General features: G+C 73.0%; 12 protein-coding genes. 5 read left to right on the forward strand and 7 right to left on the reverse strand.

Going from position 1 to position 13,099, the window contains the following annotated elements; translation table 11 throughout:
- Positions 1-38: 38 nt before the first annotated feature.
- The 5 genes from IE332_RS06470 to IE332_RS06490 form a co-directional block, all read right to left on the reverse strand.
- Entirely contained in the window at positions 39-986 is a 948-nt protein-coding gene (locus IE332_RS06470) for an SIS domain-containing protein (RefSeq protein WP_189914173.1), read from the reverse strand.
- 66 nt (positions 987-1,052) lie between these two features.
- On the reverse strand, positions 1,053-1,892 hold the full coding sequence (locus IE332_RS06475; protein WP_189914174.1) for a carbohydrate ABC transporter permease: 840 nt from the start codon (positions 1,890-1,892) through the stop codon (positions 1,053-1,055).
- Positions 1,889-2,803 carry a carbohydrate ABC transporter permease gene (locus tag IE332_RS06480; RefSeq protein ID WP_189914175.1) on the reverse strand — a complete coding sequence of 305 codons (915 nt, stop codon included), beginning with the start codon at positions 2,801-2,803 and terminating at the stop codon, positions 1,889-1,891. The genes IE332_RS06475 and IE332_RS06480 overlap by 4 nt, the downstream gene beginning before the upstream one ends.
- A gap of 63 nt (positions 2,804-2,866) precedes the next feature.
- Positions 2,867-4,153 carry an extracellular solute-binding protein gene (locus IE332_RS06485; protein ID WP_189914176.1) on the reverse strand — a complete coding sequence of 429 codons (1,287 nt, stop codon included), beginning with the start codon at positions 4,151-4,153 and terminating at the stop codon, positions 2,867-2,869.
- A 190-nt stretch (positions 4,154-4,343) separates the two neighbouring features.
- A complete protein-coding gene (locus tag IE332_RS06490; protein WP_189914177.1) occupies positions 4,344-5,102 on the reverse strand; it encodes a DeoR/GlpR family DNA-binding transcription regulator in 759 nt (252 codons plus the stop codon).
- 225 nt (positions 5,103-5,327) lie between these two features.
- Here IE332_RS06490 and IE332_RS06495 point away from each other — a divergent pair, with 225 nt between their 5' ends.
- Positions 5,328-5,852 (forward strand): SigE family RNA polymerase sigma factor, encoded by a 525-nt coding sequence (locus IE332_RS06495; protein WP_189914178.1) that lies wholly within the window; start codon positions 5,328-5,330, stop codon positions 5,850-5,852.
- Complete coding sequence (locus IE332_RS06500) at positions 5,839-6,684, forward strand: hypothetical protein (RefSeq protein WP_189914179.1); 846 nt, start codon at positions 5,839-5,841, stop codon at positions 6,682-6,684. Before IE332_RS06495 ends, IE332_RS06500 begins: the two co-directional genes overlap by 14 nt.
- Positions 6,685-6,748: 64 nt before the next feature.
- On the opposite strand, the gene IE332_RS06505 is transcribed toward IE332_RS06500, so the two are convergent.
- Together IE332_RS06505 and IE332_RS06510 are read right to left on the reverse strand one after the other, a co-directional pair.
- Positions 6,749-7,828: a scyllo-inosamine-4-phosphate amidinotransferase gene (locus tag IE332_RS06505; protein WP_189914180.1), complete on the reverse strand. Its 1,080-nt coding sequence runs from the start codon at positions 7,826-7,828 to the stop codon at positions 6,749-6,751.
- Positions 7,829-8,208: 380 nt separating this feature from the next.
- Positions 8,209-10,047: an ATP-binding protein gene (locus IE332_RS06510; RefSeq protein ID WP_189914181.1), complete on the reverse strand. Its 1,839-nt coding sequence runs from the start codon at positions 10,045-10,047 to the stop codon at positions 8,209-8,211.
- Positions 10,048-10,302: 255 nt separating this feature from the next.
- Here IE332_RS06510 and IE332_RS06515 point away from each other — a divergent pair, with 255 nt between their 5' ends.
- From IE332_RS06515 to IE332_RS06525, 3 genes are read left to right on the forward strand one after another with little or no spacing between them, the layout of a single operon-like run.
- Positions 10,303-11,253, forward strand: a complete 951-nt coding sequence (locus tag IE332_RS06515; RefSeq protein WP_189914182.1) for an HpcH/HpaI aldolase/citrate lyase family protein — start codon at positions 10,303-10,305, stop codon at positions 11,251-11,253.
- Positions 11,254-11,255: 2 nt separating this feature from the next.
- Positions 11,256-12,491: an aminotransferase class I/II-fold pyridoxal phosphate-dependent enzyme gene (locus IE332_RS06520; RefSeq protein ID WP_229928374.1), complete on the forward strand. Its 1,236-nt coding sequence runs from the start codon at positions 11,256-11,258 to the stop codon at positions 12,489-12,491.
- 19 nt (positions 12,492-12,510) lie between these two features.
- The gene (locus IE332_RS06525; protein WP_189914184.1) at positions 12,511-13,041 is read left to right on the forward strand and encodes a MaoC family dehydratase; all 531 of its coding nucleotides are present in this window, start codon (positions 12,511-12,513) and stop codon (positions 13,039-13,041) included.
- The last annotated feature ends 58 nt before the right edge of the window (positions 13,042-13,099 follow it).

The following is a 13,099-nucleotide window of genomic DNA, read 5'->3' on the forward strand; positions in this document are numbered from 1 at the left end:
GGATCGTGGTCAGGAGGTTCGTGTCAGGTGGGACGTGATCAGGAGGAGGAACCTGGGTCCGGCAGCACGACGGAGCGGGTGAGGTGGCGCGGCCGGTCGGGGTCGCAGCCGCGCGCCTCGGCGACCGCGACGGCCAGCCGCTGGGCCCGGATCAGGTCGGCCAGCGGGTCCAGGTCGGTCGCGGCCTCGCCGGATCCGGCGACGAGCAGGCCGCCGGCCCGGGCGATGGATTCGGAGAGCCCGGCGGGCAGCGGGCCGAGGGCCCAGGCCACCCGGCCCGGTCCGGCGACGGCGATCGGCCCGTGCCGGTACTCCATGGCCGGGTACGCCTCGGTCCAGGCCCCGGCCGCCTCGCGCAGCTTCAGCCCGGCCTCCAGCGCCAGCCCGTACGTCCAGCCCCGGCCGAGGAAGGTGAACTGCTCGGCGCCGTCCGCCCCGGCGGGCAGCGGCTGCGCGAGGGCCCGTTCGGCGTCGCGCACCGCCCGGGCCAGCGGGCGGACCCCGGCCGGCCGGGCGTCCTCGGCCTCCAACTGCGCCCGGAGCAGGGCCAGTACGGTGGTGGCGAAGCGGGTCTGCACCACCGAGCGCTCGTCGGCGAAGTCCAGCACCGCGACGGTGTCGGCCAGTGCCATGACGGGCGTGGCCGGGTCGGCGGTGAGGGCGCCGGTGGGCACCCCGGCCGCGCGGGCCCGGGCCAGCAGCTCCAGGACCTCGGTGGTGGTCCCGGAGCGGGTGACGGCCAGCACCCGGTCGTAGCCGCGCCCGTCGGGGAACTCGGAGGCGGCGAAGGCGTCCGTCTCCCCGTGGCCGCCGCCCTCGCGCAGCGCCGCGTAGGCCTGGGCCATGAACCAGGAGGTGCCGCAGCCGGTGACGGCGACCCGCTCGCCCCGGCGGGGCAGCACGTCGGCGTACCGGGGCAGGGACTCGGCCGCCCGGCGCCAGCACGCGGGCTGCGAGGCGATCTCGGCGGCGGTGTGGGAGGTCATGCGGCGACTCCTTCGGAAGAGGGGGTGGCGACACAGCCCCGGCGCCCGACCGGGGGACGGCGTCGGCTACTTGACCGATCCGGCGGTCAGCCCGGACACCACCCGGCGCTCGATGAGGGCGAACAGCACCACGACCGGCACGATCGCGACGACCGATCCCGCGAAGAGGTAGTTCCACTCCACGGTGTAGTTGCCGATGAAGCCGTTGATGCCGACGGTGAGGGGCTGGCGTTCCGGCGCGGTGGTCAGGGTCAGGCCCATCACGAACTCGTTCCAGGCGGCGATGAAGGTGAAGATCAGCGCGGTGACCACGCCGGGCAGGGCCAGCGGCAGGACCACCCGGCGCAGCGCCCCGAGCCGGCCGAGGCCGTCCACCATGGCGGCCTCCTCCAGCTCGACCGGGATCGAGCCGATGTAGGCGGTGAGGATCCAGACGGCGAAGGCCAGGTTGAAGGCGGCGTTGCAGAGGATCAGCGTCCAGACCGAGTTGAGCATGGACAGCTGGTAGAACTCGCGGTACAGCCCGACCAGCAGGGAGGTCGGTTGGAACATCTGGGTGACCAGCACCAGGAGCAGGAAGAGCCGGCGCCCCCGGTAGCGGACCCGGGCGGTGTGGTAGGCGGCGGGCAGGGCGACCAGCAGCACCAGCACGGTGGAGCCCGCGGCGACCAGCAGGGTGACCCGCAGGTTGGCACCGAGGGTGGAGTCCCGCCAGACGTCGACGAAGTTGGACCAGGCGAAGTGCCGTGGCAGGTAGGACGGGTCGCGCAGTTCGTCGGCCGGGCGCAGCGCGGTGACCACCATCTCCAGGTACGGGAGCAGGAAGACATCGGCCAGCAGCCAGGCCGTCGCCGCGACCAGCAGGGTGCGCGGGCGGAGCTTCCGCGCCGCCTGGCGTCCCGTCATCTCCGCTCCCCGTTCGTCCATCCGCTGACCTTGAGGAAGACCAGGACCATCACCACGACCAGGGCGAAGTTGACCACCGACATGGCGGCGGACTCGCCGATGTCGGTGCTCTTCAGCTGGTACATGAACACCGTGGTGGTGGCCGTGTCGCTGCTCGGGCCGCCCTGGGTCATGCCCCAGATGACGGGGAAGGAGTTGAAGACGTTGATCAGGTTGATCACCAGGCCGACCAGGAAGGCCGGGCGCAGCAGCGGCAGGGTGATCCGCCGGTAGACCTGCCACCGGGAGGCACCGTCCACCCTGGCCGCCTCGTACACCTCCCCGGGGACCGTCTGGAGGCCGGCGAGCAGGGTGTAGGTGGTGAAGGGCAGCGAGACGAAGACCGCGACGGCCACCATCCAGGGCCAGGCGGTGGCCGGGTCGCCGAGCCAGTCGCGGGGCCCGTCGATCAGGCCGAGGTCCGTCATCGCGGTGTTGAGGACGCCGGCCGTCCGGTCGAGCATCCACCGGAAGCCGATGGCGGTCATCAGGACGGACGCGGCCCAGGGCGCGATCAGGGCCCAGCGGGCGAACCGGCGGCCGGGGAAGCGCTGGTCGAACAGCTGGGCCAGGCCCAGCGAGAGCAGCATCGTCAGACCGACCACGGCGACGGTCCAGAGCACGGTGGAGAGCAGCACGTGGCCGAGGTCGGTCTCGCCGAAGAGCTTGCGGTACTTGTCCGACCCGGCCGAGCCGCGGACGAATCCGCTGGTGCTGACGCGCAGGAACGAGGTGCGGACCATCTCGTACACGGGCCACAGGACGACGAACAGGATCAGCAGGACGGCCGGGGCGATCCACGGCAGCGGGCCGAGGCGGCCGCGGTGCCCGCGCGGACGGGCGGCGTGCGGTGCGGGAGGGTCGAGGGTCACTGCGGGTGCCTTTCGCGGGGCACGAGGGGGAGCCGGGCACGAGGGGGGAGCCGGAAGCCGGGGCTACTTGTCGGCGGTGGCGGCCTTGGCCTTCTTCTGCAGGTCGCCGAGCACCTTGGCCGGGTCGCCCGCGACGGCGCCGCCGACGGACTTCTTCAGCTCGGCCGAGACCGCGTCCCAGCTGGTGTCGCCGAGCGGGTAGAAGGTGGCCTGCGGCAGCAGGGCGAAGAACGGTTCGAGGTCCTTGTGCCGTCCGCTGGCGGTCATGGCGCTGAGGGCGTCCTTGGTGACCGGCATCAGGTTGTAGGTCTCGTAGAACCGGAGCGTGTTCTCCTCGGTGTAGACGAAGTCGAGGAACGTGCGGACCTGGTCGCGGTGGCCGTTCTTCTTGAAGGCCATCATCCAGTCGGCCACGCCGAGGGTGGAGGCGAGCGGGCCGGCCTTGCCGGGTACGGGGGCGACGCCGTAGTCGACCTTGCCGTCCCGGGCCATGGTGATCAGCGAGGGGTGCCCGTTGAGCATGGCCGCCTTGCCGGCGGCGAAGTCGGCGAACGCGGTCTTGCGGTCGGTGGTGGCCGGGTTGGCGTAGGTCAGGCCCGGGCCGACGAGGTTGGTCCTGAGCCACCCGAAGGTGTCGACGTTGGCCTGGCTGTCGAGGGTGTACGCGCCGTCCTTGCCGGTGGGCCCGCCGCCGTTCCCGAGCTCCCAGAGCATGCTCTCGCCCTGGGCCTCCTCCGGTCCCAGCGGCAGGGCGTACGGGGTGACCCCGGGCACCTTGGCCTTGATCAGCTCGGCGTCCTGGCGCAGCTCGTCCCAGGTGGCGGGCGGGCGGGTGATGCCGGCCTGCTGGAAGACGGCCCGGTTGTAGAAGAAGGCGCGGGCCGAGGAGACGAACGGGATGCCGTACTGCACGCCCTTGACCCGGCCGGCGTCGGCGAGGCTGTCGATGAGGTCGGCCCGGGTGGCGGCGGACAGCACGTCCTCGGCCTTGTAGAGGAGGTCGTCGGCGACCTTGTCGGCGTAGCCGCCGGTCTGCAGGACGTCCGGCACGTTGCCGCTCTGGATCATCGTCTTGACCTGCTTGTCGATGTCGTTCCAGTTGACCACCTGGACGTCGACGGCGATGTCGGGATGGGCCGCCGTGAAGGCGGAGGTGACGCCCTTCCAGTAGGCCTTCGAGCTGTTGGACTCCTTGTCGCCGTAGTCGGCGGCGACCAGTTTGAGCGTCACCTTGCCGCCGGGGCCCGGTCCGCCGTCGTCGCTCCCGCCGCCACCGCCGCTGCCGCAGGCCGTGAGGGCGAGCGCGCCGAGCACGCACACGGTGGCGAGGGCCAGCACAGGTTTGTTCACCGCAACTACCGCCTTCGTACGCGCTTGATTCGCTGATCCGAATTGCTTGAAGCGAGCTGGTTCCGAGCAGTTCCGAACGAGCTTCCTGCCTCGGACAGTTCATGTCAACGGGCGGGGCAGCAGAAAACCCGGCCGGGCGGGCCCGGCCGGGCATCAGGGGTGCGCGGCGAACGACGGAGCGTCGAACGGTTCAGGCCCGCAGGACCCGGACCCCGCAGCCGGCGACGGCCTCCTCCTGGGCCACCGTCAACTCGTCGTCGGTGACCAGGTCGTGCACGTCGGAGAGCGGGCAGATCCGCGCGAAGGTGACCCGGCCGATCTTGGTGCTGTCCGCCAGGACCACCGACCGCGCGCTGCTGCCCAGGAACGCGCGGTCGGTCTGCGCCTCCATCTCGTCGTGCGTGGTGCAGCCCTCCTGGGCGGTCAGGCCGTCCACCCCGATGAAGGCGATGTCCAGGTGGTACTGGCCGAGCATCCGGTCGGCGGCCGGCCCCACCAGCTCGTAGCTCGTGGTCCGGGCGATCCCGCCGACCACCACCAGCCGGACCTCCGGCCGGACGATCAGGTCGGCCGCGATGTTGACCGCGTTGGTGACGATCGTGAGCCCGCTGCGCTCCGCCAGCACCCGGGCCAGCTCACTCGTCGTGGTGCCGCCGGTCAGGCCCACCACCGCGCCGTCCGGCACCAGCCGCTCGGCCGCCAGGGCGATCCGCCGCTTCTCCGCCTGGCGCTTGCCGTGCTTGTGCCGCAGCGGCAGTTCCAGGTTGACGGCCCCGGTCACGGCCCCGCCGCGGGTGCGGTGCAGCAGCCCCTGGTCGTGCAGCTCCTGCAGGTCGCGCCGGACGGTGGCCGGGGAGACGTCGAGCAGCCCGGCCAGCTCGTGCACGTCGGCGCTCCCCGCCTCGGTGATGTGCGCGAGGATCCGGGCGGTACGGTCAGCTTTGAGCATGGCGGAAGTCTAGTGCCGCCGGTGCGGTCGGCGGGCCCGAGCAGAACCGATCACCGGCGACCGGTGCTGTCGAGGAAGTCCGCCGAGGATCTTCCTACCGGCCAGGCAACCCGGAGCGCCGCCCACCGCGTTGAGCTGCCGTGAGAGAAACGACGACACCGCGGCCCGAACGGCCGCCCGGGCAGATGGGGACGGCACGAGAAGCATGGCGGGGACGACGGCAGGATGACGAACGCGACACCGCCGGACTTCGAGGAGTTCGTCGCCGCCTGCGGGCCGAAGCTCCTGCGGGTGGCCTGGCTGCTGACCGGCGACCCGCACCAGGCCGAGGACCTGCTGCAGACGGCACTCGCCAAGGTCTGGCCCAAGTGGGCGCGGATCGCCCCCGACCGCCCCGAGGCGTACCTGCGCAAGGTCCTGGTGAACTGCCACATCTCCTGGTGGCGGCGCCGCTGGACCGGGGAGCTGCCGCACGGGGAACTGCCGGAGCCGCCGACCGGCCACGACCCGTACGACGGGGTGGTGCTCGGCCAGGTGGTCGCCGAGGCCGTGCGGTCGCTGCCGCCGCGGCAACGGGCCGTGGTGGTGCTCCGCTTCTTCGAGGACCTCAGCGTCGAGGAGACCGCCGAGGTGCTGCGCTGCACCACGGGCACCGTCAAGAGCCAGACGCACCGGGCGCTCTCCGCGCTGCGCGGCCGGCTGCCCGCCCGGGAGCTCCTGCTGGACGGGGGACGTCGTGACTGGAACTGACCTGCTCGGCCCGGACGACCCGCGGCGCGACGGGGCCGACGAGGAGGAGCTGCGGATCCTGCTCCACCAGGCCGTGCCGGCTCTCGCCTCCCCCGAGGACCGGATGGAACGCGTCCTCGCCCGCGTCGACCGGAGCAGGCGCCGACGGCGCGCGGCCGGGCTCGCCGCGGGGCTGAGCATCGGGCTCACCGCCGCCGTGCTGGCCGCCGCGCCCGCGATCGCCCCCGGCGCGGGGCGGGACGGCGGCCTGGGGCCGGCCGGGTCCGTCTCCGCCCCGGCCCCGGCGGCGACGGCTGCGGAGATGGCCACGCCGACGGCCGAACCCACCGTCTCCTTCAGCCCGACGGGCACATCGATCCGGTTCCCGCTGTTCCCGACCATGGTCGTGGACGTGCCGGCGGGCTGGCACACCCGGACCGCCGTGACCGACGACCCGCAGGACCGGTTCGGCTACCTCGGCACCCAGGCGCTCCAGCCCGCACCGTCCTGCAAGCTGGAGGCCTCCCGCTGTCCGGTCTCCGGGCCGCTCGTCCTCGGCGGCGCCGTCCTCACGTTCCGGCTGGTGGAGGACCCGGAGCTGGCCGACAAGATGACCGGGGACCGCTCCAAGCTCCTCCCCCAGGTCGTCGACAAGGCCTGCCTGGCGCTCGGCGGCGACCGCCAGATGATCGGGGTGCGCGTCGTCGAGCGCGACGGCCCCAAGGCGGCGGTCGAGATCACGGCCTGTCTGCGGAAGCCCTCCGATCCCACGCTGCGGCAGGTACAGCAGGTGGCCGACTCCGTCCGGTCCGTTCCGCTGAGCCCCCGGACGCCCGACCCCACCGAGGGCTGAGCCCGCTCCACCCGGCCCGGCCCGACCGAGTCGGGCCGGGCCGGGCCGGCCGCCGCCGCGCGGGTCAGGACAGGTAGTCCTCCAGACCGCCGTCCCGCCGGATGTCCAGGGTGACGCAGTGGAAGCCGCCGCCGAGCACCCGGGAGTGCCGCAGCCGGTGCGGCAGGACGGTGATCCCGGCGTGCTCCAGCTGCTTGATCAGGGCGTCCTGCCCGGACTCGACGATCGCCGTGTCCGGGGAGACCATCAGCAGGTTCATGCTGATCCAGCTCTCGCTGAGCGCGTTCTCCAGCGCGTCACCAGAGGGCTCGGCCGGCGGGCACCACAGGATGTCCCAGCCCCGCAGCGGCTCCGGCACGGTGTCCGGGTTGACCCGCTCCGGGTTCAGCAGCACCAGTCCCGGCCGCAGCAGCGCGATGGTGCTGTCGATGTGGGTGTACCCGTAGATGTCGCGCAGCGGGTGCAGCCGCAGACCGCCGTCGCCGAGCAGGCCCAGGGTGGACTCCAGCCACCGCAGGCCGAGTTCGTTCCCGCTGCGGGAGACCTGGTAGAACACGTCCCGGCCGAGCCGCAGCACGTTCGCGGCGTCGAAGACCGGCTCGCTCTCACCCAGCAGCGGGAGCCCGTCCGCGTCGAACTCGAAGAGCTCGTCCCTCAGTTGCGGCCGGGGAGCGGAGATCCAGCGCGCGCCGCGGCGCAGGTAGTCCTGGAAGAGTCCGCGCAGCCCGAAGACCTCGAAGTAGCGCTGGCGCATCGGGCTGGCGACCTCGATGACCGTCTCGCCGACCACCAGGGTGAGGTCACGCGGGCAGTAGGAGTGGAAGCCGCCGTCGGCCTTCCACAGCGGGGAGGCGAACTCGGCCGCGTGGTCGATCACTTCGGGCTGGTGGACGGTGACGCCGAGACCCCGCAGGGTGGCCACCAGCGCGTCCAGGTCCTCCTCGGTCTCCTCCACGACCTGCGGCGAGTACGGCCCGACCTGGATCGAGCCGAGGTCGGCGGCACTGGTCTTCGGGAAGCAGGACAGCCAGGAGGACGGCTCGGTCTGCTCGGGCAGCCGGGCGCCGACGGCGCTGCCGACCACGACCTCCCGCAATGTGCTGAACTCGTCCCAGCTGTGCACCGGACGGGCCGAATTGGACATGACTCCCCCTTGACACGGGTTTAGGGAAACGCGGAAACGGCGCGGACACGGCGGCGCGAGCGTACGGAACCGGCCACGGGAATTCGGGTGCGGATGAATCGCCGGACGGTCTCCGGCCGGCCACGGCGTACGGGAAATCCCCGGCCGGGCAGCCGAATTCGCCTTTCGACGGGCCGGGATCGATCGTCAAGCTACCCGGCCGGTCGACGGCGGCGCAAGGACCGTGATCGGCACCGAGAACGCCGCCGCGACCGGACTCCGGTTGATCAACCGGTTGTTCGACTCACCCGTTCCGGTGCCGATCAATGCCCCGGCTGGACGTCCCGGCGACCGGCGGTGGTCCGGGCCCCAGCAGCCCTACGTCGTGCCCGGCCCGCCGGTCACCACCGCCAGGCCCGGCGGATCCGGCTCCCGCCCGCCAGGGCCAGCAGGGCCCCGCTCGCCGCGGCGAGCCCGGCCACCGTCAGGTGCTGGCGCTGGGACCGGCGCCGGTCGGCGACGGCGGCCCGGGCCGAGGCCGCCAGGAAGGCCCGTTCGACCCCGGCGGTGGCCAGCTCCCCGGCCGCCACCCGTCGCATCAGCTGTTCCAGCCGGACGCCCCGGTACAGCAGTTCCGGGTCCCGGTCGGCGGCTGCCCAGCCCCGGGCGGCCGCGGTGAGCCTGCGCTGTTCGCCCAGTGCCTCGCGGCCCTCGCCCAGCCACCCGCGCAGCCTCGGCCAGGCCTGCGGAAGGGCGTGGTGGGCGAGTTCGACGGTGTCCCGGTCGACCACCACCAGCCGGGCCCGGACCAGCCGTTCCATCACCTCGGGGACACCGGGACCGTCGAACTCGGCCCGCCGGACCGGCTTCCGGGTGCCCTCGTCACCGCCGCCCACCAGCTCGCCGCCCACCGTCAGCCCGTCGCCCAGGGACACCGGGGCGGCCGTCTCCTCCCCGGCCCCGGGCAGCTCGCCGTCGAGCAACTCCCCGCCCAGCCGCAGGAACACGGCCCGCGCCGCCGCCCGGTCCGCGGCCTCCAGCCCGTTGTACAGCGTCTCCGCCGTCCGGGCCAGCGCCCCCTCGAAACCGCCCGTGGCCTGGAACCCGGCCAGGGTGAGCGCGTTGCCGCTGCGCCGCCGCCAGGTCTCCAGCAGCGCCGCGGACAGCAGCGGGAGCGCGCCCGGCTGTTGCGCGGCGGTCGAGATGAGGACGGCGAGCAGGGCGCCCTCGACGGTGCAGCCCGCCCGTAACGCCGGTTCGGTGATCGCCCGCCGCAGCTCGTCCGGCGCCGGACGCCCCACCGTCAGCACGCCGTGGCGGCCGACGTCGGCCAGCCCCGGGTGCTCGGCGAACAGTGGCCCGCTCTGGTCCGAGCGCACCACCAGCACCACCCGGCACCGGGCCGGCGCCGCCACCGGCAGCCCCGCCAGGGCCTCCCCGGGACCGCCCGCGGCCGTCGCCACCAGCGCGTCCAGGAAGCGCGCCCGCTCGGCGGCGTTCCGGCAGCGGGTGCGCAGCTGCTCGCCCTGGTCCACCACCAGCACCGGATCGCCGGCCGTCGGCCCGGACGTGTCGCGCGTCGTCTCCCCGGCTCGCTGCCCGAGCCGGGCGAGCGCGAGCGCGTACGCCTCCATCGGTCGTTCGCCGGGCGTCAACAGCGCCACCGGCACACCGCCGCCGGCCGGGGACCGCCCCGCTCCGTCCCCGGCCCCGGTTCTCCCGGCGGCCGCCCCGACGACCGCCGGGGCCCAGCCGAGCCTGGCCAGCAGACCGGCCCTGACCAGCGAGGACTTGCCCGATCCTGACGGCCCGGTGACGATCACCAGCCGCCGCTCGGCCAGCACCGACACCAGCCGGTCCAGCAGCGCCTCCCGGCCGAAGAACCGCTCCGCGTCGACCGCCTCGAAGGCCGCCGCGCCCGGGTACGGCGCCCGCCCGGCGTCCAGGGCGCGCCGCCGCGCGGCGGCGTCGGCGGCCAGCTCGGCGGCCAGCAGCTGCCAGCGGTGCCGCCACTCCCGCACGTCCCCGCCGCAGGCCTGCACATAGGCGAGGGTGACGGCGAGGCTGGGCAGCCGCCGCCCGCCCGCGGCCACCGACAGACTGGCCGCCGAACAGTGCGCCCGCACAGCGAGCTGGCGGTACGGCGGACTTCCGGCGCGCTCCCTCAGCGCCCGCAGATCGCCCGCGAACCGCAGCAGCGACCCGTCCCCAGGGTCCAGTGGACTTTCCCGACGCGGCACTACGGCCCCCTTCTTCGTTGAAGCGGTGTGCTGACGCCCTTGCGCCCCACGCGTCCACGCGTGCGACGCGTGTAGCGAGGCGTGTCTCCTGTCCATCCCCCGGTGATTCATCATGCACAGGGCAGTTGGCGTCAAACAATGGTGCGTGCGGGTCGGTTGTTCCGAGTTGATGTTCAATGTCCAGCCGTACGGCGCCGAACAAAGCCGGTGGGATAGAACCGGGACCCGCAGCCTTCGCTGACTTCGGAGACATCCATGAAGTTCACGCGGTACTGCCGTTCCCTGCTGTCCACACCCGCGATGGCCGTGGAGCGGTACACCAAGAGCCACCAGTCCGGGGCCGACATCGCCATGGTCGATCTGGAGGATTCGGTCCCGCCCGCCCGGAAGGAGGAGGCCCGCCGGCTCGCCGAGGAGTTCTTCGCCCTCCCGTCCACCAAGCTCGCGCGCAGCGCGGTGCGCATCAACGCGCTGTCCGGGCCGGACGGCCTGCGCGACCTGATCGCCATCACCCGCTACCGGGTCAAGCCGGACCTGGTGCTGATCCCGATGGCCGAGTCCCCCCGGGACGTCGAGATCGCCGCCGGCGCGCTCGGCCCGGACTGCCCGGAGACGGAGTTCCTGGCCGTCGTGGAGACCCCGCTGGGCATCGAGCACGCGCCCGCGATCGCGGCCGCCGGGCACCGGCTGCGCGGGCTGGTCTTCGGCTCGGCCGACTACGCCTTCGCGGTCGGCGCCCGGCTCTCCTGGGAGGCCCTGGCCCACGCCCGCGGACGGATCGTCAACAGCGCCCGCGCCGCGGGGGTGGAGGCGATGGACGCGCCGTTCTTCGAGGTCGCCGACCTGGCCGGGCTGCGCCGGGAGGCCGGTCTCGCCCGGGACTTCGGCTTCAGCGGCAAGATCGCCGTCCATCCGCGCCAACTGGCGCTGATCAACGAGACGTTCAGTCCGGACGAGGAGCTGCTGGCGCGCGCCCGGCGGGTCGTCGCGGCAGGCCTGGAGAACGGCCGCTCGGTCACCGTGGTGGACGGGGTGATGGTCGGCATGCCGTTCTTCGAGGCCTCGCAGCGGCTGATCGAGCAGTTCGACCCGCCTCGGCCGGACGGCTCGCCCCGACCCGACGGCGCGCCTCAGCCGGACGGCCCGCCCCGACCCGAGAGCAAGCCCCGACCCGACAACACCCCGAACCACGCGACGGAGACGTGACGATGACCGAAGAATCGATCCTGGGCCCGCGCCGGTACCGCAACGCCGAGGCCATGCTGGCCGCCGCCGACCCGGTCTGGCAGGCCGCCGCCGCCAACGGCCTGATCGGCATCACGGTGGACTCGGAGTCCAACAACCGGCTGATCGTCCGCGAGACCGGCCACGAGTTCGCCAACATGGTCTCCTGCGCGTACCTGGGCCTGAACAACCACCCCTCGGTCGCGGCCGCCGCCGTGGACGCGCTGGCCGAGTCCCGCAGCACCTGGCTGGTCACCTCCACCACCCGGATCCGGCACAACCTGCTGGTGCGCCTGGAGGAGGAGCTGGGCGAGCTGTTCGGCGCGCACGTCCTGCCGGGCGCGTCCTGCACCTCGCTCACCGCCGGCATCCTGCCGCTGATCGCCTCCGGCCACCTGGACGGCACCTGCCAGGGCGGCGGCGGCCCGCGGGTGATGGTCTTCGACCGCTTCTGCCACTTCTGCATGGCGTACGTGAAGCCGATCTGCGCGGACGAGTCGCTGGTGCTCACCTGTCCGCACAACGACCTGAACTACCTGGAGGACATCTGCCGCAAGTACCCGCGGGTCGCCTACGTGGCCGACGGCGCGTACTCGATGGGCGGCGCGGCGGCCCTCGACGGGCTGCTCGAACTCCAGGACCGCTACGGGCTGTTCCTCTACATCGACGACTCCCACTCGCTGTCCATCATGGGTGAGCGGGGCGAGGGCTTCGTCCGCTCCCGGCTGGAGATGAACCCGCTGACGGTCATCGTCGCCAGCCTCGGCAAGGGCTTCGGCACCGGCGGCGGGGTCGCGATGCTCGGCAACCGCGAGCAGTTCGAGTTCCTGCACCGGCACGCCGGCCCGGTCGGCTGGTCGCAGAACGTCGCCCTGCCGCTGGTCGGCGCCTCGCTCGGCAGTGCCGCCATCCACCGCTCCCCGGAACTCGCCGACCTCCAGGCCACCTTGAACCGCAACATCGACCTCTTCGACGAGCTGCTGCCGACCACCTTCGCGGGCAACGGCCTGCCGGTGCGCCGGGTCGACGTCGGGGACGCCGAGCAGGCGGTCAAGCTGTCCGCCCAGCTCTTCGAGCGCGGCTTCTACAGCTCGGCGGTGTTCTTCCCGATCGTGCCCAAGGGCGAGGCCGGGCTCCGGCTGATGATGCGGGCCGACATGGACGAGCGGCTGATCCGCGAGTTCGCCGGGCACGTCAAGGAACTCACCGCCGATCTCTAGGACTTGGGGGAACGCCGTCATGGACGGAACCGAACCGGCCGGCTACCGGCGGATCGGCGAGCGCCGCTACCGCGAGGTGGTCGGGCGCTACTACGAGGAGTTCGAGGTCGGCGAGGTGGTCGAGCACCGCCCCGGGCGGACCGTCACCGAACTCGACAACGTGCTGATGAGCATGCTGAGCATGAACGACGCCCCGCTGCACATCGACGCCGCCTACAGCGCGCACACCCCCTGGGGGCGGCCGATCGTCTCCAGCCTGGTGACCCTCAGCATCGTCGGCGGGATGACCGCCCGCTCGACGAGCGGGCGCACCATCGCCAACCTGGGCTGGGAGAACATCCGGATGACCCACCCGGTGTTCACCGGCGACACCCTCTACGCGGAGACCGAGACCCTCGCCAAGCGGCTGTCCAAGAGCCGGGACGGGCAGGGCATCGTGAGCTGCCGCACCACCGGCACCAAGTCCACCGGCGAGACCGTGGTGGTGTTCGAACGCAGCTTCCTCGTCCCGCTGCGCGGCCACGGCCTGGACGAGGTCGCGGGGTACTGAACGGCGACCGGGCCCGACGACAGATCGTCGGGCCCGGTCCTCATGGCAGCTCAGTCCA

This window comes from Kitasatospora xanthocidica (assembly GCF_014656195.1).
GTDB lineage: Bacteria > Actinomycetota > Actinomycetes > Streptomycetales > Streptomycetaceae > Kitasatospora > Kitasatospora xanthocidica.

Excerpts from the sequence above, each read along its gene's own strand:
- IE332_RS06470 (WP_189914173.1), bottom strand. The coding sequence starts at position 986 with ATGACCTCCCACACCGCCGCCGAGATCGCCTCGCAGCCCGCGTGCTGG.
- IE332_RS06475 (WP_189914174.1), bottom strand. The coding sequence starts at position 1,892 with ATGACGGGACGCCAGGCGGCGCGGAAGCTCCGCCCGCGCACCCTGCTG.
- IE332_RS06490 (WP_189914177.1), bottom strand. The coding sequence starts at position 5,102 with ATGCTCAAAGCTGACCGTACCGCCCGGATCCTCGCGCACATCACCGAG.
- IE332_RS06495 (WP_189914178.1), top strand. The coding sequence starts at position 5,328 with ATGACGAACGCGACACCGCCGGACTTCGAGGAGTTCGTCGCCGCCTGC.
- IE332_RS06505 (WP_189914180.1), bottom strand. The coding sequence starts at position 7,828 with ATGTCCAATTCGGCCCGTCCGGTGCACAGCTGGGACGAGTTCAGCACA.
- IE332_RS06515 (WP_189914182.1), top strand. The coding sequence starts at position 10,303 with ATGAAGTTCACGCGGTACTGCCGTTCCCTGCTGTCCACACCCGCGATG.
- IE332_RS06520 (WP_229928374.1), top strand. The coding sequence starts at position 11,256 with ATGACCGAAGAATCGATCCTGGGCCCGCGCCGGTACCGCAACGCCGAG.
- IE332_RS06525 (WP_189914184.1), top strand. The coding sequence starts at position 12,511 with ATGGACGGAACCGAACCGGCCGGCTACCGGCGGATCGGCGAGCGCCGC.